General features: G+C 45.0%; 22 protein-coding genes and 2 tRNA genes. 14 read left to right on the top strand and 10 right to left on the bottom strand.

Annotated features, from left to right (window positions below):
* Position 1 precedes the first annotated feature (1 nt).
* Entirely contained in the window at positions 2–1,081 is a 1,080-nt protein-coding gene (gene buk / locus KCV26_05180) for a butyrate kinase (GenBank protein WZX37771.1), read from the top strand.
* A 9-nt stretch (positions 1,082–1,090) separates the two neighbouring features.
* The gene (locus KCV26_05175; GenBank protein ID WZX37770.1) at positions 1,091–2,293 is read left to right on the top strand and encodes a hypothetical protein; all 1,203 of its coding nucleotides are present in this window, start codon (positions 1,091–1,093) and stop codon (positions 2,291–2,293) included.
* On the opposite strand, the gene KCV26_05170 is transcribed toward KCV26_05175, so the two are convergent.
* On the bottom strand, positions 2,247–3,620 hold the full coding sequence (locus KCV26_05170; protein WZX37769.1) for a dipeptidase: 1,374 nt from the start codon (positions 3,618–3,620) through the stop codon (positions 2,247–2,249). The two genes, KCV26_05175 and KCV26_05170, sit on opposite strands and share 47 nt — an antisense overlap.
* A gap of 108 nt (positions 3,621–3,728) precedes the next feature.
* Between KCV26_05170 and KCV26_05165 the strand changes: the two genes are divergently transcribed.
* From KCV26_05165 to KCV26_05135, 7 genes are all read left to right on the top strand, one after another.
* Entirely contained in the window at positions 3,729–5,795 is a 2,067-nt protein-coding gene (locus KCV26_05165; GenBank protein WZX37768.1) for a hypothetical protein, read from the top strand.
* A 72-nt stretch (positions 5,796–5,867) separates the two neighbouring features.
* Entirely contained in the window at positions 5,868–6,293 is a 426-nt protein-coding gene (locus KCV26_05160) for a copper resistance protein NlpE N-terminal domain-containing protein (protein WZX37767.1), read from the top strand.
* A gap of 37 nt (positions 6,294–6,330) precedes the next feature.
* Positions 6,331–6,417 (top strand) — tRNA-Ser (locus tag KCV26_05155).
* Between the two features lie 90 nt (positions 6,418–6,507).
* A complete protein-coding gene (gene umuD / locus KCV26_05150) occupies positions 6,508–6,945 on the top strand; it encodes a translesion error-prone DNA polymerase V autoproteolytic subunit (GenBank protein ID WZX37766.1) in 438 nt (145 codons plus the stop codon).
* Complete coding sequence (locus KCV26_05145; protein ID WZX37765.1) at positions 6,942–8,201, top strand: Y-family DNA polymerase; 1,260 nt, start codon at positions 6,942–6,944, stop codon at positions 8,199–8,201. The genes umuD and KCV26_05145 overlap by 4 nt, the downstream gene beginning before the upstream one ends.
* A gap of 140 nt (positions 8,202–8,341) precedes the next feature.
* Positions 8,342–8,659 (top strand): copper resistance protein NlpE N-terminal domain-containing protein, encoded by a 318-nt coding sequence (locus tag KCV26_05140; GenBank protein ID WZX37764.1) that lies wholly within the window; start codon positions 8,342–8,344, stop codon positions 8,657–8,659.
* Positions 8,656–9,063 (top strand): hypothetical protein, encoded by a 408-nt coding sequence (locus KCV26_05135; GenBank protein ID WZX37763.1) that lies wholly within the window; start codon positions 8,656–8,658, stop codon positions 9,061–9,063. The genes KCV26_05140 and KCV26_05135 overlap by 4 nt, the downstream gene beginning before the upstream one ends.
* Positions 9,064–9,072: 9 nt before the next feature.
* Here KCV26_05135 and mnmD read toward each other — a convergent pair whose 3' ends face one another.
* Complete coding sequence (gene mnmD, locus KCV26_05130) at positions 9,073–9,741, bottom strand: tRNA (5-methylaminomethyl-2-thiouridine)(34)-methyltransferase MnmD (protein WZX37762.1); 669 nt, start codon at positions 9,739–9,741, stop codon at positions 9,073–9,075.
* Between the two features lie 110 nt (positions 9,742–9,851).
* Here mnmD and KCV26_05125 point away from each other — a divergent pair, with 110 nt between their 5' ends.
* From KCV26_05125 to KCV26_05115, 3 genes are read left to right on the top strand one after another with little or no spacing between them, the layout of a single operon-like run.
* Complete coding sequence (locus KCV26_05125; protein ID WZX37761.1) at positions 9,852–10,742, top strand: zinc ABC transporter substrate-binding protein; 891 nt, start codon at positions 9,852–9,854, stop codon at positions 10,740–10,742.
* On the top strand, positions 10,739–11,521 hold the full coding sequence (locus KCV26_05120; protein WZX37760.1) for a metal ABC transporter ATP-binding protein: 783 nt from the start codon (positions 10,739–10,741) through the stop codon (positions 11,519–11,521). Before KCV26_05125 ends, KCV26_05120 begins: the two co-directional genes overlap by 4 nt.
* A 3-nt stretch (positions 11,522–11,524) precedes the next feature.
* Positions 11,525–12,010: a DUF456 family protein gene (locus KCV26_05115; protein WZX37759.1), complete on the top strand. Its 486-nt coding sequence runs from the start codon at positions 11,525–11,527 to the stop codon at positions 12,008–12,010.
* 13 nt (positions 12,011–12,023) lie between these two features.
* Here the strand turns inward: KCV26_05115 and KCV26_05110 are convergent, their stop codons facing one another.
* The 8 genes from KCV26_05110 to KCV26_05075 all read right to left on the bottom strand — a co-directional run bounded on the left by KCV26_05110 (position 12,024) and on the right by KCV26_05075 (position 18,270).
* Positions 12,024–13,022, bottom strand: a complete 999-nt coding sequence (locus KCV26_05110; GenBank protein WZX37758.1) for an aspartate-semialdehyde dehydrogenase — start codon at positions 13,020–13,022, stop codon at positions 12,024–12,026.
* Positions 13,023–13,149: 127 nt separating this feature from the next.
* A complete protein-coding gene (locus KCV26_05105) occupies positions 13,150–13,470 on the bottom strand; it encodes a T9SS type A sorting domain-containing protein (protein WZX37757.1) in 321 nt (106 codons plus the stop codon).
* A gap of 109 nt (positions 13,471–13,579) precedes the next feature.
* Positions 13,580–14,494 (bottom strand): ribonuclease Z, encoded by a 915-nt coding sequence (locus KCV26_05100; GenBank protein WZX37756.1) that lies wholly within the window; start codon positions 14,492–14,494, stop codon positions 13,580–13,582.
* Positions 14,495–14,519: 25 nt separating this feature from the next.
* Positions 14,520–15,101: a radical SAM protein gene (locus tag KCV26_05095; GenBank protein WZX37755.1), complete on the bottom strand. Its 582-nt coding sequence runs from the start codon at positions 15,099–15,101 to the stop codon at positions 14,520–14,522.
* A complete protein-coding gene (locus tag KCV26_05090; GenBank protein ID WZX37754.1) occupies positions 15,085–15,447 on the bottom strand; it encodes a 6-carboxytetrahydropterin synthase in 363 nt (120 codons plus the stop codon). Before KCV26_05090 ends, KCV26_05095 begins: the two co-directional genes overlap by 17 nt.
* A gap of 82 nt (positions 15,448–15,529) precedes the next feature.
* Complete coding sequence (locus KCV26_05085) at positions 15,530–16,654, bottom strand: endonuclease/exonuclease/phosphatase family protein (GenBank protein ID WZX37753.1); 1,125 nt, start codon at positions 16,652–16,654, stop codon at positions 15,530–15,532.
* Positions 16,638–17,525 (bottom strand): rhomboid family intramembrane serine protease, encoded by an 888-nt coding sequence (locus KCV26_05080; GenBank protein ID WZX37752.1) that lies wholly within the window; start codon positions 17,523–17,525, stop codon positions 16,638–16,640. The genes KCV26_05085 and KCV26_05080 overlap by 17 nt, the downstream gene beginning before the upstream one ends.
* Positions 17,509–18,270, bottom strand: a complete 762-nt coding sequence (locus KCV26_05075; GenBank protein ID WZX37751.1) for a rhomboid family intramembrane serine protease — start codon at positions 18,268–18,270, stop codon at positions 17,509–17,511. Before KCV26_05075 ends, KCV26_05080 begins: the two co-directional genes overlap by 17 nt.
* 206 nt (positions 18,271–18,476) lie before the next feature.
* Between KCV26_05075 and KCV26_05070 the strand changes: the two genes are divergently transcribed.
* Together KCV26_05070 and KCV26_05065 are read left to right on the top strand one after the other, a co-directional pair.
* The gene (locus tag KCV26_05070) at positions 18,477–18,743 is read left to right on the top strand and encodes an HU family DNA-binding protein (protein WZX37750.1); all 267 of its coding nucleotides are present in this window, start codon (positions 18,477–18,479) and stop codon (positions 18,741–18,743) included.
* Between the two features lie 102 nt (positions 18,744–18,845).
* Positions 18,846–18,918: transfer RNA gene (locus KCV26_05065), tRNA-Lys, on the top strand.
* Positions 18,919–18,922: the final 4 nt, after the last annotated feature.

Below are 18,922 nucleotides of genomic sequence, written 5' to 3'. Positions count from 1 at the left end.
TATGGACAATCATCCACGGATCCTGGTGATTAACCCGGGTTCAACATCAACAAAAATTGCCGTTTATAAAAACGGAGATGTAGTTTTTTTAAAGACTATCCGCCACTCAGTCGAGGAATTAAGCCAGTTTAAAAGAATAAGCGATCAGTATGAATTTCGCAAAAACATCGTCTATAATGAATTAAAGAACGCCGAAATCAGGTTGGACCTTATCCGGATCGTCGTCGGACGTGGAGGAATAGTGAAACCTATTGCGTCGGGCGTTTACAGGGTAAACGAAACCATGAAGAGAGACCTTATCGAGGCAAAAAGAGGAGAACACGCCAGTAACCTGGGAGCGCTTATTGCCGACGATATCGCCAAACAACTCCCCTCAGCAGAAGCCTTTATCGCTGACCCGGTAGTGGTGGACGAGTTCGAACCCATTGCCCGGTATTCGGGGCATCCCCTTTTCGAAAGAGTATCCCTTTTCCATGCGCTCAATCAAAAAGCCATTGCCCGCGCTCACGCCAAATCACTCATGCGGAGATATGAGGATATGGACCTTATCGTGGTACACTTGGGAGGAGGAATATCGGTGGGGGTACATCATCAGGGACGCGTCGTGGACGTGAACCAGGCACTCGACGGTGATGGACCCATTTCTCCGGAACGGTCCGGAACGCTTCCCGTCGGCGAACTCCTGAAAATGGCTTTCAGCGGCAAATATACGTATGAGGAGATGAAGTCGATGGTGGTCGGCAAAGGGGGACTGTACGCATATACGGGCCTCAACAATGCCTATGAAGTAGAAAAAGCCGCTCAGGCCGGAGATAAAAAATGCTACGATGTGATGGAAGCCATGGCTTACCAGACAGCAAAAGAAATCGGCGCATTCTCAACCGTTCTGAAAGGCGATGTGGATGCCATCCTGATCACCGGAGGAATGGCTAACAGCAAATGGTTCTGCAACCTGATCATCGAACGTATCCATAAAATCGCACCGGTATACGTTTATCCGGGTGAGGATGAAATGAAAGCCCTGGCTGAAAACGGTGCACTGATCCTAAGCGGAGAGATTGAACCGAAAGAGTACGTGTAACCCAAGCGTATGCATCTCTTCAATCCCGAGAACGATCTGGCCCTGGCGAACTTCGGTATTAACTACACGCCTCCGGCATCTGCAGTGAAAATTGCGGACGATCTGGCCATTTTGCCGATGTGGTATGCTCCGGAAGGTGCTAAGGTGATTGCCGCCACTGCTCAAAACGAACAGTTCCTTTCCCGATTGAAAGAGTTTTTCGCCCTCGAGGTATCCCTCATCCCTTTTTCGGGCATTTCCCTTTTTCCGAAAGAGAAAATTATCCCGTGGGGATGGAACCCCGCATTGAGAAAAAAGTTGCTGGACGCCGGTGCAATGGAAGAGAGCCTGCCTTCGATGGAGGAGTTAAAACAGCTTCGAAGCGACTCGGGCAGGAAGAACGCCATACATATTCTGAACGAACTCAGGGCGGAGAATAACGCGTTTTGTGGAGAATCCTATTTTTTCTCCGCTGTTGATGATGTATTGCACTTTTTACATTCGCGAAACGGGGATCACGTATTGAAAATGCCCAATTCCGGCAGCGGCAAGGGATTAAGCTGGATCAAAGGGAAAATAACCGACAAACAAACCGATTGGTGCCGGCGGGTAATTCACGAACAGGGAGGCCTTATTGCGGAGCCTGTTCTGAACAAGATTCGAGATTTTGCCATGGAATTCTGCCTTTCCGATAACAAAGCTGAATTTATCGGGTACTCCCTGTTCCAATCCACATCTTCAGGTGCCTACATGGGCAACTTCCTGATGCCACAAACCGATATTGAAGAAAGGTTGGGTGAATACACCGGTCCGGAGTTGCTGCCGCAACTCCGGAAATCTCTTGCCGAAAAACTCTGCCGCCAGTACCCATCCTATTCCGGTTGTCTGGGAGTGGACATGATGGTTTGCAAAACCAACAGAGGGTATCAAATCCAACCTTGCGTTGAGATTAACCTTCGAATGAATATGGGGATTGTCGCCTACATTCTCTACGACCGTTTTGTAAAACCCGGGTCTACCGGAAAATTTACGGTCGATTTTTTCAAAAAAACGGGCGGAGCGTTAACCTTCCAACAGAAAATGTCAACAGATTTTCCCCTCATCGTTGAAAACGGGAAAATTATTTCGGGATTTTTAGCTTTAACACCGGTTTCCGAACAAACACAATATCTGGCTTATGTGTTTGTTACCTCCCCATCTCTTCTGCAAAATACCGGTAAAACAGCGGAATAGTACGGATTCCGTTGTAAAACTGTTCCAAAGGGTAATTTTCATTGGGTGAGTGAATGGCATCAGATCCTAACCCAAAACCCATTAGCACCGACTTAATACCGAGGACCTCTTCAAAAGTGGCGATAATCGGAATACTTCCTCCCGAACGGACAGGAATCGGAGTTTTTCCGTATACCTCCGTGTAAGCCTTTGCGGCGGCTTTGTATGCCGGCAAATCAATAGGGCAGACATACGACGGCCCTCCGTGCAGGTATTCCACTTTTACCTTTACCGATTTCGGAGCAATGCTTTCAAAAAACTTCACAAACAATTTGGCTATTTTGTTGTGGTCCTGGTTGGGCACCAGCCGGGTACTGATTTTAGCATATGCCCTGGAGGGAAGCACTGTTTTGGCGCCTTCACCCGTGTAGCCGCCCCAGATACCGCATACGTCGAAAGTAGGCCGGATGCCGGTGCGTTCATTGGTGGTGTACCCTTTCTCGCCGAAAACTTCCTTCACGTCAAGCGATTTTTTGTATTCCTCAAGCGAAAACGGAGCTTTCGCCATCATGTTCCGTTCCTTTCGGGAAACCTCTACAACATCGTCGTAAAATCCGGGAATCAAAATACGTCCGTTATCGTCCGTAACCTGTGCAATCATTTTGGCCAGCACATTGATGGGATTGGCTACTGCACCGCCAAAGAGGCCCGAATGAAGATCTTTGTCCGGGCCGGTAACTTCCACCTGCCAGTATGCCAATCCGCGCAACCCGGTGGTAATGGAAGGAACATCCGGGGCTATCATTGAGGTATCTGAGACCAGAATAACATCGGCCTGCAGCATTTTTTTGTGTTTTTTGCAAAACTTGGGCAAACTGGGCGACCCAACCTCTTCCTCACCTTCAATCAGGAATTTCACGTTACAATTCAATTTTTCCGACTTCACGAGGTATTCAAACGCTTTGGCGTGCATAAATCCCTGGCCTTTATCGTCATCGGCGCCACGCGCCCAGATCTTCCCCTCTTTCACCACCGGTTCAAAGGGGTCGGTTTTCCATAAGCCGACCGGATCAACCGGCATAACGTCCATGTGAGCGTAAACCATTACGGTGGGTGCCTTGGGGTCGATTATCTTCTCGCCATATGTCACCGGATTTCCATCGGTTTCATATACCTCCGCCTTATCGGCACCGGCAGCGAGCAGAATTTCTTTCCATTTTTCGGCGGCGCGGTACATGTCCGGTTTGTGCTCGGGAAGTGATGAGATGGATGGAATTCGGATCAGTTCGAAGAGCTCGTCTAAAAATCGTTGCTTGTGGGTTTCCACGTAGTTGTTAATCTCCTGCATAATTAATTTAGTTTTAGGGTTTGGGCGTAAAACTACAAAAAAAATTGCATCCAGAAGCGGATGAAACGCTTTTTAATTACCTTTGCAACATAATGTTAAAGTTTAAACATGAAAAAGATGAGGCCACTACTATCCGTTTCACTACTGTTGGCATTACTTGTTTCTTGTAATACCCACCCATCAAAAAAAGAGAATGATATGTCAGAAAGCCGTTTTATTGCAGAAGCGCAGCGCAACGAAGTAATTTCAATGCTGAAGGATTCGTTGGGAGAAACGGCCTATTTCCGTATTGAACGTGGTGTCCGGCAGGTTGCTGACCTTTGGCGGGAACCGGACGGAACGGCAGGAGAATTTGCCGAGTTCTGCAAGCGGAGTTTTGTTGCTGATGAAGCTCGACTCGATCAGCTTTTTCATACACTGGAGCGAAACTTTGAAGTATTCGACGGATACTTCCACAAAATCGATGTCCTGTTGAAAGAGCCGCTACAACTGGAAGGTGAAGAAATTACCCCCGTAGACATGATGTTTGGAAGCTACGATGTAACAGCACACCTGAACGATGACCTATATGCCAATAAAATTGCCTTTATTACAGCACTTAACTTCCCATTCTATTCGTTACAGGAGAAGACAGGGCTGGGGGAGAAATGGTCAAGAAAAGAATGGGCTTACGCCCGCATGGGCGACCGTTTCACCGCGCGTGTGCCGGCAACTGTTCAGCAAAACATATCGAAAACAATTACCGAGGCCGACGCATACATTTCCGACTACAATCTTTTTATGGGAAAGCTTCGCAACGATAACGGTGAACAGCTTTTCCCGGACGATATGAAACTGATTTCACATTGGGGGTTACGCGATGAACTGAAATCGAACTATGCCGATACAGTCAGGGGGCTAGAAAAACAACGCATGATATACACGGTGATGAAACGTATCATCGACCAGACTATTCCTCAGCAAACCATTAACAGCGACAAATTCACGTGGAACCCGGGTACGAATCAATTGTTTGAAAACAATGCCGAGGCATCAGCTTCTCCCGAACCCGATACCCGGTACAAGATTTTCCTCGCCAATTTCCACGCTATGCGCCAGCTCGACACCTATTTTCCGCATTATCCCACTCAACTCTCGCGAGCCTTTGATGCGACCATGGAGATTCCGCAAAAAGACGTGGAAACCCTTTTTAAAGGGTTGCTCTCTTCACCCGAAGTAAAAGAAGTAGCCGCATTTATCGAGTCGCGCTTAGGACGGAAATTGGAGCCGTTCGATATTTGGTACAACGGATTTAAAGCCCGCGGGGGAATACCCGAGGAACAGCTTACAGCCATCACCTCTAAAAAATACCCGAACCCAAAAGCATTGGAGACCGATCTCCCCAATATCCTGGTTAAACTGGGATGGAAGCCAGACAGGGCCCGGGAAATTTCATCACTCATTGTGGTTGACCCGTCACGTGGCGCCGGGCATGCCTGGGGGGCAACGATGCGTAACGACATAGCTCATCTGCGTACAAGAATCGGTGCTGGCGGAATGGATTATAAAGGCTATAATATTGCCGTACACGAGTTCGGTCATACGGTGGAGCAAACCATTACGATGAATGATGTAGACTACTATGTTCTCAACGGTGTACCCAACACAGCATTTACCGAAGCAGTGGCTTTCCTTTTCCAGAAAAGAGACTTGGAACTGCTGGGCCTCAAAAATCCAAATCCTGAAGACGAGCACTACCTGGCTTTGGACAACTTCTGGTCGAGTTACGAGATCATGGGAGTTTCCCTGGTGGATATCCGCGTTTGGGAATGGCTTTACAACCATCCGGATGCCACTCCCGATCAATTGAAAGAAGCGGTTATAACGGCTGCAAGAGATGTGTGGGACACCTATTATGCCGATATTTTGGGAGGGAAGGGAGAGACGCTTCTCGGGATTTACTCGCACATGATCGACTACCCGCTTTATCTACCGAACTATCCGATGGGACACCTCATTGATTTTCAAATCGGCCAACAGGTGCGCGGAAAAAATCTTGCCGACGAAATGGACCGGATGTACACCCAGGGTAGAATCATCCCACAGCTGTGGATGAAGAACGCTGTTGGCTCCGGCATATCTATTGAGCCGCTTCTGGCATCCACAAAAGCAGCGTTATATGCTTTAAAGAAATAACTTTCAGGGGCCACAACATGCAAATATCCAAAAATATTGTACCTTTGTATCGTTTTTTAAAACCATATTTTAATGATGAAAAAGTTAAGTATTTTATTATTTGCTTTTGTTGCAATTGTCTTCATCAGCTGCAATAACGCAAAACAAAAAAATGCCGAGACTCCCGATATGCATACATCTGAAATGGCTTTAGACTATCTTGGCGTTTACGAAGGCATACTTCCTTGTGCTGATTGTGAGGGCATTAAAACCCAACTGACAATCCACGACGACAACACATTCACTCTCGTCAGCGATTACCTGGGTGAAAAGGAAGCTAAGTTTGAAGATAAAGGCTCCTATTTTATCGAAAGTGGAGAAATTTTAGTTATTCAGGACGAAGACGGAGATCAAAAATATTTTAAACTGCAAGAAGGAAGTCTGGCTCAGTTGAATGCCGATAAAAAAATGATTGAAGGAGAATTGGCTCCTTTTTACGTTCTTACAAAAGTAAGGTAAGACTTGACATAAAGCCAATAGCGAATAGGCTTTAAAAGGAAAGATGCCGGAGTGGTCGATCGGGGCGGTCTCGAAAACCGTTGTACTCTTACGGGTACCAAGGGTTCGAATCCCTTTCTTTCCGCAGAGGTAACACAACAATGATATCCCACGTATTTCCGGAATATGTGGGATTTTTTATTGTCGATTTTCTATTTTCACTTACATTTGCAGTATGAGAAAAGTGTATGCATCGACACAAATAGAAATTTACAAACCGGAGTTTTCGGAAGTGGAAATTTCATTGGGGGGCAGCGTAGCGGCGGGCCCATTCTCGAATGTGGACGATTTTGCAAGCGAACGGATCGATATAAACAAATTGCTTATCCGGCATCCGGAAGCCACATTTTATGCCCGTGTCCGGGGGAATTCCATGCTGGGAGATTTTAACGATGGAGACCTGCTGGTTGTGGACAAGGGAGAGGAATGGTCGCACGGCAGGATTGCCCTGTGTTATCTGGAGGGTGAATTTACCGTGAAACGTATACACCTGGAAAACGGTGTTTGTATGCTTATGCCCTCCAATACAAGTTATAAGCCTATTGTCGTCACATCGGAAAATACACTCATTGTGTGGGGTATTGTCACCTACTCAATCCGCAAACATCCATGATTGCCCTTATCGATTGCAATAATTTTTACGCTTCGTGCGAACGGGTGTTCAATCCTTCCCTTAACGACAAGCCGGTAGTTGTGCTTTCCAACAACGATGGGTGTGTTATCGCACGCAGCAACGAAGCTAAAAAGATAGGCATCGAAATGGGAATTCCGGCCTTTAAAGTACAGGAATTGTTCAGGAGAAATAACGTGGCTGTCTATTCAGCCAACTTTGCCCTATATGGTGATATGAGCCGTAGGGTAATGAGTATTCTATCGGGTTACTCCCCTCTGCAGGAAGTATATTCCGTGGATGAATGCTTTCTCGACCTGGCGGAAACGGCAACCCCGAAAGAGTATGGCCTACGAATGAAGGAGCACGTGGGGAGATGGACAGGAATCCCCATTAGTGTGGGTATTGCCCCCACCAAGGCGTTGGCAAAAGTAGCTAACCGTATTGCCAAAAAGTATCCTTCACAAACGGGAGGATGCTACGTAATGGATACGGAAGAAAAGCGGGTGAAAGCCTTAAGGTGGCTGTCGGTAGAAGATGTGTGGGGCATCGGCAGGCGCAATGCCGTGAAGCTTCAGGCGGCAGGAGTGTTCAAGGCCGTCGACTTTGCGGAGATGTCCGAGTCGTGGGTGCGCAGAAACATGACCGTTACAGGAATTAACCTGCAAAGGGAATTAAACGGGATTCGCTGTATTGAGTTTGTGGAAGAAGAGAAAAGCAAGAGTTTTTCCGTCACCCGCACGTTCGAAAAAGAATACGGAACGTGGGACGAGATAAAAGAGCGTGTGGTTACGTTCACAGCAATGGCTGCCGCAAAAATACGCAAACAACAATCGCTGTGCAGCCGGATACAGGTATTTTTACAGACCAATTATTTTAAGGATACGGAGGAAGTGCTTTCAAGGAGCGTTGAAGTGCGATTACCCTTTTCCACATCGTCCACGCTGGAGATAGTGGACTTTGTCGTATCCGGACTAAAAAAAATCTATGAAAAAGATCTCCACTACAAAAGAGCGGGGGTTACACTTTATAATTTCACCGATGAAAAGCACCATCAGCCCGCTCTTTTCCCTGAAATGAATGCCAATCCCCGCCACAAAGGACTGATGAATGCCATAGATGCGATCAATCACTTTTCATCGTCGGGAGGCATAAGGCTGGCTTCACAAGATGCCCGTATGTTTAAAATGCACCAGGAACATCTCTCCGGAAGATATACCACCGATATACGGGATATTTTACAAGTAAGGGGCGAATAGACAGACGATTTTTGCACACACAAAAGTTGTGTATATTTTCCACGTTTTATCCCTCATTTACAATTAATTGAAACAATTAAAGTAATTTTGTCGTTATTAATTTCTTAATTAAGATTGTAAGATTGTCAACGACAAAAAAGATGAAGGCTATAAAAATCATTGCACTGGCCGCGCTTATCACATTATTAGCAAGCTGCGGCAACGGAAAACCGGCTAACGAAAACCAAAACGACCTGACTTCACAAACGGAAAATGAACAGATTGCCAGTCCCTTAACAGATATCTACGGAACCTACCAAGGTGTTATCCCGGCAGCAAACACCGCTGGTATTGCAATGCATCTTACCATTAATTCCGATGAAACTTTTATCCTCACCCGTGAATATCAGGACAAAAAACAAGGTTCTTTCAAGGACCATTTGCCTCACGCTATCAACTCAAAAAGATTTAACCCATGAAAAAGGTTGCTTATTTGCTTCTGGCATTGACTTTTTTGGTCTCATGCGCCAAATCGAAAGAAGACCAGGTATTGAATTACGTTCAGAAAACTATCGGGGAAAAACCGAGTAACGTTGAAGCCAATCTGGGAGATATTCTTTATGAATTTGAATACGTGAATGAAAAAATGATGCTTGACCTGCTCAACGACTTTAGAATCTCGACCAACGGATTGGATAAAATCATGAACAAGAAGCACGAAAACCGAAAAGGAGTGATTGTGAGCGACGCCAGCGGGCGGCAGCTCGGCACATCGGAAGTAAATATCTGGGAAACAAGGGATATGACAACTTTACTCGAACTTTTTTCACCCACTGAAGAGCAATTCAATCACAAGATAAACGTTCGGGTGATATCCAAATGAGCACGCGGCCTATTTTTTGACTGCCCGCAACATTTCCCTTTTTCCGGGCGGCCCCGGCAGCCTCTCAACAAAGAAACCCGCAGCCTGTAACATTCTCCTCACGGACCCTTTGGCGCAATAAGTGGTCAATATCGCATTTTCGGAAGAAACAGAATATATTTTATCGAAAATTGCCGGTGTCCACATTTCGGGTTGTTTTTCAGGAGCAAAAGCATCGAAAAAGACGACATCAAACTTGTTCTCCGGATGGAAATTAGATGGGTTGCTGAAATCGAGCCGCATTTTCAGCAGCGAAAAATAGAGCGCTACCTGATTCCATTTTCCCCAGCCTGTTTTGTGCAACTCATTAAAAACTTCCTTTCGGGTGGGATCAATCAACTCGGCATAATTTAATTTTTCAGCATCGGTTATTGAAACAGGATAGAGTTCAAGTGAAGTGAAATCTATTTTCCTGCTGTTTTTTTCGGCTTCCAACAAGGTCAGAAATGCATTTAACCCGGTTCCGAAACCGATTTCCAGCACCTTTACTTCGCTTTTCACGCAATGTCGTAATCCGGCATCAATATACACGTGCATCGATTCCTGTATGGCTCCATGCGTGGAATGGTAATGTTCGTTCCGTTCAGGAACAAAAAGGGTGTGCGAACCGTCTTCGGTAATTTCAAATTTGATGTTCATGTCCGTCTTTAACAACAAACAAAAATAGAAAATCTTTGTTTATAACTTTCCTGTTGCGCTATTTATCTTAATTTTGCAACAGATTCTAACAAAACAATCAACCCAACAGGATGAGAAAATATATTTTCACGCTCTTATTTCCATTCTTACTTCTTGCCTGCCATTCCAACCGTGAAAAGGAAGCAAACGTACTCACGGTAACTATTGAGCCGCAGCGGTATTTTCTGGAACAAATCGTGGGCGATAAATTTCAGGTAAACACGCTTGTCCCTCCGGGTTCAAGCCCGGAAACCTATGAACCGTCGCCCTCGGCCATGATAAAGCTGGGAAACAGTCGCGCCTATTTTAAAGTAGGTTTTCTGGGTTACGAAAACGTGTGGACGGGAAAACTTGCCGAAAACAATCCTGACCTGAAAATCGTGGATTGTTCAGTAGGAATTGAACCTGTTTATGGTGGACACGGGCATCACGATCATTCGCACGAGGCCGCAGACCACAGTCATAACCAGACAGATGCTGCTGATCCGCATGTATGGAGCTCTGCCAAGAATGCGGTTCTTTTTTCGCAAAATATGTTGAACGCAGTAGTGGAACTGGACGTTGAAAACGCCGATCTCTACCGGGCCAACTTCGAAAAACTGACGCAAAAGATCGCCGAAACCGATTCCGCGTTAACCCGCTTGCTGAAAGATATTCCTACCCGGAGTTTTATCGTTTACCATCCGGCGTTGGCCTATCTTGCCCGCGACTACAACCTGACGCAGCACAGTATTGAGTTTGAAGGGAAGAACCCGTCACCCGCTCAAATGAAAGAACTGGTGGATCTGGCAAAGGCTGAAAACATCAAGATCGTTTTCGTTCAGCAGGAATTCGATATAAAAAACAGCGAGGTTATTGCCCGGGAAATCGGGGCCACATCACATACCATCAACCCATTGGCTTATGAATGGGACGAAGAATTGATTCGCATTGCCCAACTGTTAGCCAGCCAGGAAAAATGAACCCGATCATTGAAATACATAACCTGAACGCCGGCTACGAAAACAAGCCCGATGTACTGAAAAACGTTTCGCTCACCGTTTTCGAAAATGATTTTCTGGGTATTATCGGGCCTAACGGAGGAGGAAAAACCACCCTACTGAAAGCTATTTTAGGGTTAATACAACCGGTTTCAGGCAGTATCACGTTTCTCGATGCCGGAAAAAAAGTTAGCCACCTTAACATCGGTTACCTGCCACAGATCAACCAGATCGATAAAAAATTCCCCATCAGCGTACACGAAGTTATTCTCTCCGGCTTAACGCTACGGGGGAAGTTTATCAAAAGATACACGGCAGAAGACAAACAAAAGGTAGAACCAATTGCCGTAAAAATGGGCATTGAAAACCTACTGCACAGGGCTATCGGCGAACTTTCGGGCGGACAACTGCAACGCGTGTTGCTGGGGCGAGCCATTATCGACAACCCCAAGCTTATCATTCTCGACGAGCCAAGCTCATATGTCGACAAACTCTTCGAAACTAATTTTTACAAATTGCTCGACGAAATAAATAAAGAGATAGCTATCGTGCTGGTCTCCCACGACGTGGGAACCATTATTTCGCAGGTAAAAAATATTGCCTGCGTCAATCAAAGCCTTCACTACCATTGTGGAAGCAATATTTCGCAGGAGTGGCTCATGGGGGCTTACGATTCGTGTCCCATCGAAATACTTGGCCACGGTTCCCTGCCGCACCGGGTGCTTTTGCAGCACGACCACGATCACGATGAAAAAGAATAACTCATGTTGCCCGAGCCGTTACTAATCTCCCTGGCCGTAATCTGCGTTATTGTAGGAGCAGTCGGTACGGTTGTACCGGTATTACCGGGTGTTCCGCTTTGTTGGGCAGGATTGCTGGCGCTGAAATTCGTACCTTCGGTAAAAGATAACGTTTCGTGGACCGTAATCGTGCTTCTGGGAATTATCACCATCGGCGTCACTATCCTCGACAATATTTTGCCGCTGTGGGGAACCCGGAAGATGGGCGGAAACAAAAAAGTGGTCTGGGGAGCAACCATCGGTTTACTGATCGGTTTTTTCCTGGGTCCGTGGGGGATTATTTTCGGCCCTTTTGCCGGAGCGCTCGTGAGTGGATTAATCGTCGGGAATAAAATAAAACCCGCCGTAAAACACGCGTCAGGCGCATTTTTCGGCTACATTGCCGGACTCATTATTAAGCTGATCACCGTGGGGTTGATCGTTTTCTTTTTTGTGATGACGTTGGTATAAAACCTATACTGTTTTACTGTTTCATCAAATACTCTGCAATTTGCACCGCATTTAAGGCGGCACCCTTACAGATTTGATCGGCTGCTGTCCAGAACGTCAATCCGTTGGGGTTAGTAAGGTCTTTTCGAATCCTTCCCACATAGACCGGATCTTGTCCGGCAGCATCCAACGGCATCGGGTATACTTTTTTCTCCGGGCTATCGAGTAACACAACGCCTTCGGCTTTGGCAAACGCTTCACGAGCTTCCTCCACCGACACCGGCCTTTCCGTCTCGATCCAGATAGCTTCCGAATGTGCACGTAATACAGGAACACGTATGCAGGTAGCACTCACTTCGATATTGCTGTGCATTATCTTGCGAGTTTCGTTGAACATCTTCATCTCTTCCTTAGTGTATCCGTTTTCAGTAAACACGTCTACCTGTGGTATCAGGTTGTATGCCAATTGATACGCAAATTTAGAGATCGTCGGATTTTCGTTGTTCACCAGTTGCCTGTGCTGTTCCTGCAACTCGGCCATCGCTGAGGCGCCCGCTCCCGAAGCTGCCTGGTAGGTAGACACGTGTACGCGCTTAATGTGTGAAATATCTTCGATGGCTTTCAACGCCACAACCATCTGAATAGTAGTACAATTAGGATTGGCAATGATGTTTCTGGGACGCTTCAGCGCATCTTCCGCATTCACTTCGGGTACGACTAACGGAACATCGTCATCCATCCGGAAGGCACTTGAATTGTCAATCATGATGGTTCCGTACCGGGTAATCGTTTCTGCAAATTCCAACGATGTTCCGCCTCCTGCCGAGACAAAAGCAATATCAATCCCTTTAAAATCGTCGTTATGCTTGAGTTCTTTAACGGTAATTTCTTTACCGCGAAAAGTATATGTTGATCCTGCACTTCTGGAAGAACCGAAAAGAAACAATTCATCCACAGGGAAATTTCTTGCATCAAGTACACGAAGCAATTCCTGACCTACCGCTCCGCTTGTTCCAACAATCGCAATTTTCATTTTAGTAACTGTTTTAATGATGATAAATAAATGAAACAACAAAGGTATAAAAAAACTACCATTACACGCAACATCGCCTTCAAAAAGCAAGTATTTTTATAACTTTATGCGCTAAAATATACTTTTTTCACTTTAATAATATCTTTTTGACTAAATCTCCGATCCGGATGATGTAATACCCCTTAGGAAGGTCGAGTTGGTATTCGTTCGTTCCGGCTTTTATTTTCCGGGTATACACTTTTACACCCATGATGCTGAAAATTTCCAACACTCCATCTTTCGGAAGATTTTCGATGACCAGCCGGTTTTCCGTTACCTTGATTTTTGTTTCAGGGACGACCTCTTCCATAACCTCTTTCCTGTTTTGATCTTGTGCGTAAATTCCGTCAATCCCAAAACCGCATAAAAAAAGCAATATACATAGCGTTGTCCAGTAAAATCTCTTCATACTTAACCCTTTTGAGTGTCGAACCTCCGGGGTTGAAAACCTCACAAACTGTTTTGTGTTCAATACCCTGCAAAAGTAGGAAAAAATTACGTTGTTGTAACTGTTTCTCTTAAAGATTAATCGTCATCCCTTCATCAGCCAGTTCTGTTTCAGGAAAAACGGCCTGGGCTTCGTCAAGCAATTCGCCCAATTCATGGTACCGTGACGAAAAATGACCGATAATAAGTTTTCTCACGTTTGCCGACCTGGCGATTTCGGCCGCCTGTCGTGCAGTGGAATGGTACGTCTCCTGCGCTCTCAGGTTCTCGGCTTCAGCAAAGGTAGCTTCGTGATACAGCACATCGGAATGTTGAATGTATGGAATAATTTCGGGAGAATAGGCAGTATCCGAACAATAAGCATAGGTCCTGGGTGGAATGGCCGGAGTAGTGAGAATTTCATTTTTAATCCATTTTCCATCATCAGTCAGGTAGTCACCCCCTTTTTTGATCTCATTTATCTTGCAGACTGGAATGTTGTAAAAGTCAATCATCTCCCGCTTGATGTGACGGGGCCGGTCTTTCTCTTCGAATAAAAATCCGCTGGTGGGTATCCGGTGCTTCAAAGGAAATGAAAAAACGCGTATGGAGTTGTTTTCGAAGATCAGTTGATGTTGATAAGGATCCAAAGGAGTGAGGTTTATTTTGTACGGAAACTGGTTGCCGAAGTGTTTGATGAAAGGGTCGAGAAACAACTCCATATCCTTGTGCGCGTAGATATTCAAATCGCCGGTCCTTCCCAATAAACTCAGTGTAGCCAGCAATCCGGGAAGCCCGAAAACATGGTCGCCGTGCAAATGGGATATGAAAATGCTGTGCAGCTTGTTTATCCGGGTTTTATACTTCCGCAACTGAAGCTGGGTACCTTCACCGCAATCGATCATAAAGAGTTTTTCGTTTACATTGACCAATTGCGAAGAAGGGTTATGCAGCGTGGTTGGCATTGCCGAACCACAACCTAAAATCGTTATTTCAAAGCGAGTCATAAAATTTCAAACGGATAGCTTACAGTTACCTGATTCCAATAAGCTTATGAACTTGTAAACTCAGCCCCCAGTGCGGATTTTGCTTGATAAGCTCCACGCAGTAATCCACATTTTCCTGTATAACGTTCAACCCATCAAAGATAGGGCTTAGCAAATAGCGTTTTGTTTTGGGGAGGACAGAGACATCGGGCAAGGGATCGCCCTTGGCCATGGGAAAACGCAATTCATCCACCTCAGGAATCAGCGTACGGATCTTCCCGAACTGCTGCTTGGGACTGCACGTGATGTAGTCGATCCCCGAAGGAACCCGGCGTGTCCCATTGGTTTCAATGGCTTGCCTGTATCCCTTGTCTTTGAAAAAAGCAACGATCTCCTCGTTAAGTTGAAGCGTAGGTTCACCTCCCGTCCAGATAATCCACCGGCAAGGATAGGATGAAATTTCAGCGTAGATCTCGTCGAGCGCCATGCTCTTCCCGAACTCAAAATCGGTATCACAAAAACTACACGCTAAATTGCATTTGGACAACCTGATAAATACGGAAGCTTCGCCAGTACGGCCTCCTTCTCCCTGTAATGAATAAAATATTTCATTAATTATCAAGCTCATATATAGCAGAAGTTTTTGGTGTTTCACTCACTTCAACGGCATACAGCTCGGGAAGCATCGGTTTAAAAATATCAAAAAACAGCCGGGCCAGGTTTTCGGCCGAGGAGTTCAACGGATACATGATATCGTTCAGGTTCCGGTGATCGATATGTTCATCAATATATTGCTTTACGACCTTCAACTCGTTGTAGTCTTTCACAAATCCCGTATCGTTCAGCTCTTTGGACCGAAGGTGCACCGTAACCACATAATTATGTCCGTGTAAACGGGTACACGGATGATCGCCGGGCAATCCGTCAAGCGAGTGCGCAGCGGAAAATGCAAACTGTTTACTTATCTTATACATAAATTTTTATCATTTTTTAGTGTTCTATTTCACCAGACCCTCAGCATCGCTTTCTGCGAAACGGATAAAGCCAAAGGAATAATTAGTCGCCCACGTTCAAAAAGGTAGTTAACGGATAATGATCGGAATAGGGTACTTTGTCTACCTTCGCCTTGTAGGATTTCAGGTTGGGGCTGTGCATAATATTGTCGATCCGGAACCAGAAGAAATCCTTATGATAGGTGATCCCCGGACCGAAACCGGTGGATGCAAACGCGTCATCCATTCCTTCCTTCATCTGTGCGTAAACGTAAGAAATGGGTGTATCATTAAAATCGCCGCAAATCAGGGTTCCATCAACATTTAATTCCGAGAGATGATCTTTTACTTTCCGTACCTGTTCCGCACGCATGCGATAAGCTCTCCCTAAACGGGAACGAATATTGGATGTTACATCTTCCAGGTTTACCTCATCACTGTTCTGAATGAAATCGCCATAAAGTTTTTTATCTTCTGCAGAAATACTGTTCGACTCAAGATGTACATTGGCAACAGCAAGTTTTTTCCCGTTTACATCAATGGTATAAACCGCAGCACCGTTAAACGACGAATTAAAAACGACTTCATGGGTTTTCTCAATGGGGTATTTGGAGAAACAAGCCAACCCGTAAATATGGTATTTCCCCGACGCTTCCAGTGCCGTAGAAGAGTGATACGGATATTTATTGAGGATACGGTTCACATCGCGCTGCGATTTTATCGATTGTCCTGTTTTACTTACCAGGTACTCCTGCAAGCAAACAATATCGGCATCCGTTTCTACAATATAATCGAGGATAGGATGCTCTTTGTCCTCTTTTTTGTTCTCGTTGACAAAACCCTCCACGTTATACGTAAGAATTCTCAAGCTGTTCCCCGGGACTTTCTCCGGAAAGATGTTCATCGGGAAAAAAGTGATTATCGGATGGTAACACAACAGCAGAGAGACAAGAGAGACGAACGTCAATTTCCATTTTTTAAAAGCTATCCATAAAAAAAGATAGCTGATATTCAGGAAGAAAACAAACCCGAACGCGATTCCGATGTAGGAGAACAGGTTGGTTTTGAGCGGCGAGACACGCCAGGATAAAAATGAACTGAAAAGCAACAGTATAGCCATAATATTCGTAGCGAATATTATGTTTCTTACTATTCCCCGGAACAAGGCTATTTTATTTTTTACTGGCATCGAACAACTTCTTTTTCTCTTCCGACGATAAATTACTATATCCCGACTTCTTCAGCTTATCCAGGATAGCATCGATCTCTGCCTGTTCATTATGCTTGCGCTCATTATATTCCCTATCTGTTTCTCTTCGACGGTACTCAACTTTCATTTTTGTTTTTTTTCTTCTCGGCTTCGACAGGTTGGCCAAACCGTCAAGCAGTTTACTCACCCAACCGGTAATATCACGTCCGTTCCGGTACTGTCGCGCAAAGATGTAACCCGCAATAGCTCCGCCGATATGGGCAACATGTCCGCCTTCGTTTATCCCATTACCCAAGGAGAGGAAGTCTATCAAGAAAACGCCAACAGCAATATAAACAATCCTCACCTGACCTATCAGCAACAGGTTTAACTGAACATTGGGGCGGTAAAAAGCGGCGCCCATCACGACAGCCATGACGGCGGCAGATGCTCCAATCATCCAACTGTGACCCATTCCAACAAAATAGGGAACTGTATTAAACGCTACGATATAGAGAAATGCGCCGGCAAAACCTCCCAAAACGTACAAACTGCCTAACGTCCTTCCGCTAAAGTATTGCAGAAAAATGCGTCCAAACCAATAAAGCCAAAGCATATTGAAAAGCAGGTGCCAGAATTGTTCGTGGACAAACATATAACTAAGGAGGGTCCAGAAGCGGTTTAGCAGCTGAGACAACTCGGAAGGAACACCCAAAAAAGAAATCAAGTCTATCGCGCTGACATTGAACAAGACAAAAAAGACGCCAATCACCTTAAGTATGAGAAAAACTGCCACATTGATGAAAAGAAACTTCACCAAAACATCCCCGTTTTTATACCTGTATTTTAACCGATCAATAATAGTTGCCATGTACCCTGTCTTTTTTCCTCCAATATAATATCATAAATATGCCGAATAACATACCTCCCAGGTGTGCAAAATGGGCAACATTATCCCAAGAAAAGTTACTGATACCGAAGATAAGTTCAAAAACACCGTATCCGAGAACAAACCATTTTGCTTTGATGGGAAACGGAAACGGAATGATAAAAAGTTCCGCATTGGGAAACAACATCCCAAAAGCCAGCAGTATCCCAAAAACAGCTCCGGAAGCCCCTACCGTAACCGAATTCAGAGCAATGTTCAAGCTACCCTGTGCACTGTTGATGTAATTCATATTTTGTTGCAGAAGCTGATATCCCTGGGAGTAAACCTCCTCTATGGCTTCAACAGACATACCGCTCTTAACAGACTGAATACGTAAAAAAGCGACAACCAGTTGCACCAGCCCGGCTCCAACACCCGTTACCAGGTAAAAACTAAGAAACCGTTTCGATCCCCACACGTGCTCTAATGTACGCCCAAACATAAAAACGGCAAACATATTGGAGAAAACGTGCATAAACGAACCGCTATCGTGAAGAAACATATATGTCACTAGCTGATAAACCCGGAAGCCTTCGGACGCTATATAATGCAGCCCGAACAGTTCGGCCAAGTTGATTCCCTGCCTCAAAAAAACCACCTGAGCCAGCCATAAAATAACATTTATTATAATTATATTCAGTGTCACCGGCGGCAATGCAGCACCAAATCCCGATCTTAAATTGTTCATAATTGCTTTATGGAAATGAAAAGCAAAAATACGTATATTTTCGTATTATGTCGAGATTTTGGGGCATAATTCCTTTTTTTTAAATAAAATCAAATACTTTTTATCTTTTTTCTTGATTGTTTTTAAATAATCAATTATATTTGGCGCTAAAATAGGTGAAAACCTTAACATTAATGTTTGTTTAATTTTTTTATTAACGTTTTCTTATGAATAAATCAGAACTAGTTAGTGCTATTGCTGAAAAATCAGGCCTCAGCAAAGTTGATGCGAAAAAAGCATTGGACGCAACCCTCGATGCAATCTCGGGTGAAGTGAAAAAAGGTGGCAAAGTTGTATTGGTAGGCTTTGGAACTTTCTCTTTAACACAAAGAAGCGCACGAAAAGGTATTAATCCCCGCACGAAAAAGGCAATCAACATCCCGGCTAAGAAAGCAGCTAAATTTAAAGCAGGTGCCGCCTTGTCCAACCTCTAATAATTTAGTCAAACGATCTAAATAAGGAGCAAAGTCCAATAACTTTGCTCCTTATTTTTGTTTTTATAAGAAAAATAATCCGTAACTTTGTGCGGTTTTTCAGACTCCGTAGCTCAGCTGGTAGAGCAATTGACTCTTAATCAATGGGTCGAGGGTTCGAGCCCCTCCGGGGTCACAAC

The organism is Petrimonas sulfuriphila, from assembly GCA_038561985.1.
Classification (GTDB): domain Bacteria; phylum Bacteroidota; class Bacteroidia; order Bacteroidales; family Dysgonomonadaceae; genus Petrimonas; species Petrimonas sulfuriphila.
This window is presented reverse-complemented; position numbering and strand designations above follow the sequence as displayed.

Bases quoted from the DNA above. Each gene is read 5' to 3' on its own strand.
- KCV26_05095 (WZX37755.1), bottom strand. From the start codon at position 15,101: ATGAGCTTGATAATTAATGAAATATTTTATTCATTACAGGGAGAAGGA.
- KCV26_05085 (WZX37753.1), bottom strand. From the start codon at position 16,654: ATGCCAGTAAAAAATAAAATAGCCTTGTTCCGGGGAATAGTAAGAAAC.
- KCV26_05110 (WZX37758.1), bottom strand. From the start codon at position 13,022: ATGAAAATTGCGATTGTTGGAACAAGCGGAGCGGTAGGTCAGGAATTG.
- KCV26_05170 (WZX37769.1), bottom strand. From the start codon at position 3,620: ATGCAGGAGATTAACAACTACGTGGAAACCCACAAGCAACGATTTTTA.
- umuD (WZX37766.1), top strand. From the start codon at position 6,508: ATGAGAAAAGTGTATGCATCGACACAAATAGAAATTTACAAACCGGAG.
- KCV26_05175 (WZX37770.1), top strand. From the start codon at position 1,091: ATGCATCTCTTCAATCCCGAGAACGATCTGGCCCTGGCGAACTTCGGT.
- KCV26_05075 (WZX37751.1), bottom strand. From the start codon at position 18,270: ATGAACAATTTAAGATCGGGATTTGGTGCTGCATTGCCGCCGGTGACA.
- buk (WZX37771.1), top strand. From the start codon at position 2: ATGGACAATCATCCACGGATCCTGGTGATTAACCCGGGTTCAACATCA.
- KCV26_05090 (WZX37754.1), bottom strand. From the start codon at position 15,447: ATGTATAAGATAAGTAAACAGTTTGCATTTTCCGCTGCGCACTCGCTT.
- KCV26_05165 (WZX37768.1), top strand. From the start codon at position 3,729: ATGAAAAAGATGAGGCCACTACTATCCGTTTCACTACTGTTGGCATTA.
- KCV26_05115 (WZX37759.1), top strand. From the start codon at position 11,525: ATGTTGCCCGAGCCGTTACTAATCTCCCTGGCCGTAATCTGCGTTATT.
- KCV26_05080 (WZX37752.1), bottom strand. From the start codon at position 17,525: ATGGCAACTATTATTGATCGGTTAAAATACAGGTATAAAAACGGGGAT.
- KCV26_05160 (WZX37767.1), top strand. From the start codon at position 5,868: ATGATGAAAAAGTTAAGTATTTTATTATTTGCTTTTGTTGCAATTGTC.
- KCV26_05100 (WZX37756.1), bottom strand. From the start codon at position 14,494: ATGACTCGCTTTGAAATAACGATTTTAGGTTGTGGTTCGGCAATGCCA.
- KCV26_05105 (WZX37757.1), bottom strand. From the start codon at position 13,470: ATGAAGAGATTTTACTGGACAACGCTATGTATATTGCTTTTTTTATGC.
- KCV26_05070 (WZX37750.1), top strand. From the start codon at position 18,477: ATGAATAAATCAGAACTAGTTAGTGCTATTGCTGAAAAATCAGGCCTC.
- KCV26_05135 (WZX37763.1), top strand. From the start codon at position 8,656: ATGAAAAAGGTTGCTTATTTGCTTCTGGCATTGACTTTTTTGGTCTCA.
- KCV26_05145 (WZX37765.1), top strand. From the start codon at position 6,942: ATGATTGCCCTTATCGATTGCAATAATTTTTACGCTTCGTGCGAACGG.
- KCV26_05120 (WZX37760.1), top strand. From the start codon at position 10,739: ATGAACCCGATCATTGAAATACATAACCTGAACGCCGGCTACGAAAAC.
- KCV26_05140 (WZX37764.1), top strand. From the start codon at position 8,342: ATGAAGGCTATAAAAATCATTGCACTGGCCGCGCTTATCACATTATTA.
- mnmD (WZX37762.1), bottom strand. From the start codon at position 9,741: ATGAACATCAAATTTGAAATTACCGAAGACGGTTCGCACACCCTTTTT.
- KCV26_05125 (WZX37761.1), top strand. From the start codon at position 9,852: ATGAGAAAATATATTTTCACGCTCTTATTTCCATTCTTACTTCTTGCC.